We start from the raw sequence: 2,355 nt of genomic DNA, 5'->3' as shown, positions 1-2,355 counted from the left end.
TCCCCGGCGACGAAGTAAACACTACACACCCGCCCAACCCCACCCGAAAGGGGGGTCCCTTTACGACATTTCCCCTGGTCAACGCCCACTCGGAGGTGGAAAGCCGACGGCCCCTCCCGCACACCGGCGGGAGGGGCCGTCGCAGGACGGAAGTGTCCAAGGGTCAGGCGACGAGTCGCACGCCCGCGAGGGTCCGCTTGCCGCGACGGACGACGAGCCAGCGTCCGGGCAGGGCATCGGTGGCCGCGGGCTGCCAGCCCTCGTCGGTGATCTTGCTGTTGTTCACGTAGGCGCCGCCCTCCTTCACGGTCCGGCGTGCGGCGCCCTTGCTGTCCACCACCCCGGCCGCGACGAGCAGGTCGACCACCGTGGGCGCGTCGTCGAGCTTGACCTCCCCGGTGGGCACCTCGGACATCGCCGCATCGAGGGTGGCCTCGTCCAGCTCGCGCAACTCCCCCCGGCCGAACAACGCCTGGCTGGCCGCCACGACCTTGCGGGTCTGCTCCGGGCCGTGCACGAGGTCGGTCAGTTCGCGCGCCAGCCGGCGCTGCGCCTCCCGCGCCGCGGGACGGTCCCGCGTCGCCGTCTCCAGCTCGCCGATCTCGTCGGCGTCGAGGAAGGTCAGCAGCTTCAGGTACGGCACCACGTCCGCGTCGGCCACGTTGACGAAGTACTGGTACCAGGCGTACGGCGAGGTCATCGCGGGGTCGAGCCACACGTTGCCGCCGCCGGTGGACTTGCCGAGCTTGTGCCCCTCGGAGTCGGTGATCAACGGTGTGGTCAGCGCGTGCACCTGTTCGCCGTACACCCGGCGCACCAGGTCGACCCCGGCCACGATGTTGCCCCACTGGTCGGATCCGCCGATCTGCAGCCGGACGCCGTAGCGGTCGAACAGCTCGCGGTAGTCGGTCGCCTGCAGGAGCATGTAGCTGAACTCGGTGTAGGAGATGCCCTCGCCCTCGAGCCTGCGCCGGACCGTGTCCCGGGACAGCATCGTGTTCACCGAGAAGTGCTTGCCCACGTCCCGCAGAAAGGTGGGCACGCTCATGGATCCGAGCCAGTCGAGGTTGTTCACCTCGATCGGCGGGACGTCCGGGTGGTCGAAGTCCACGAACCGGGCCAGCTGCCCCCGCAGCCTGCCCGCCCACTCCCGGACCTGCTCCTCGGAGTTCAGCGTCCGCTCCCCGACCTCGCGGGGGTCGCCGATCAGGCCGGTACCGCCCCCCGCCAGCAGGACGGGCCGGTGTCCCGCGTCCTGGAACCGGCGCAGCACGAGCATCTGGACGAGGTGACCCGCGTGCAGGCTGGGGGCGGTGGGGTCGAAGCCGCCGTAGACCGCGATGCGCCCGGAGTCCAGTTCCCGGCGCATCGCCTCGGGATCGGTGGACTGCGCGATGAGACCGCGCCAGGACAGCTCGTCGAGAATGTGCTCACTCACGTCGACATTGTCGCGCACCGGCCGCACCGCTCGCGCCCGGGCGGCGACCCGGTCAGGCGCGGGGACGGGCCCGGCGCGCGTGGCGCCGGTAGGTGCTCACCGCGGGGGAACCGTCGATCCAGAACCGCCACGGGACGTCCTTGGCGGCGGCGACACCGACCCGGGGCCCGACGCGCACGGCGTCCTCGGGCACCGGTGGGACGTCGAGCAGCCGCACCGGGGAGTCCGGGTCGGTCAGGTCGGTTCCGTTGTGCGCGCGGTCCAGACCGAGCAGGGAGGTCAGCACGGCGGGCCCCTTGGCGACCGCCCCGCCGCCGCGTGCGGTGGGGCGGCGCCGGCGGGCCAGTTCCCGTCCGGTGAGCACCTCCCCGGCGCGCAGCAGCACCGCGCCGGGTTCCCCGTCGGTGAGCCCGACGATGTTGGCGCAGAAGTGCATGCCGTACACGAAGTAGACGTAGAGGTGGCCCGGTGGGCCCCACATCACCTCGTTGCGCGGGGTGCGACCGCGGTAGCAGTGCGAGGCGGGATCGTCCAGGCCGCGGTACGCCTCCACCTCGGCCAGGCGGATTCGGACGACACCGTCGTCGGTGCGGGACTCCAGCACCCGGCCGAGCAGCCCCCGGGCCAGCACCACGGGGTCGACGGCGAGCGCGTCGCGGTCGAGCGGCCACGTCCCCGACCACCCGTCCTCCGACGGGACGGCGCCGTCCGGGCGGGTGTCCGTGTCGTCCGTGCTCCGGTCCGTCACCGTTCTCCCCTCGCCGGCTGTCTCCGCCCGGATCAGGCTAGCCGACGGGGGTGACGCGCGTGTCGGCCCAGGCGCGGGCCTCGTCGATCCGGGAGGCGAGCCGCTCCCGCTGTTCGGCGACGCGGGCGGGGGCGGTCCCGCCCCGGGCGTCGCGGGAGGCGACGGAGCC

The 2,355-nt window shown here is 72.9% G+C and carries 2 protein-coding genes; both read right to left on the bottom strand.

Annotated features, from left to right (window positions below; translation table 11 throughout):
* Window positions 1-163: 163 nt before the first annotated feature.
* On the bottom strand, window positions 164-1,438 hold the full coding sequence (gene tyrS / locus SACPADRAFT_RS0200375; protein WP_028662109.1) for a tyrosine--tRNA ligase: 1,275 nt from the start codon (window positions 1,436-1,438) through the stop codon (window positions 164-166).
* A 52-nt stretch (window positions 1,439-1,490) separates the two neighbouring features.
* The gene (locus tag SACPADRAFT_RS0200370) at window positions 1,491-2,186 is read right to left on the bottom strand and encodes a DNA-3-methyladenine glycosylase (protein WP_007025023.1); all 696 of its coding nucleotides are present in this window, start codon (window positions 2,184-2,186) and stop codon (window positions 1,491-1,493) included.
* Window positions 2,187-2,355: the final 169 nt, after the last annotated feature.

Source organism: Saccharomonospora iraqiensis subsp. paurometabolica YIM 90007 (assembly GCF_000231035.2).
In the GTDB taxonomy this organism is placed as follows: Bacteria; Actinomycetota; Actinomycetes; order Mycobacteriales; family Pseudonocardiaceae; genus Saccharomonospora; species Saccharomonospora paurometabolica.
Note: the sequence above shows the minus strand (reverse complement) of the source record. Positions and strands in the feature narration are given on the sequence as shown.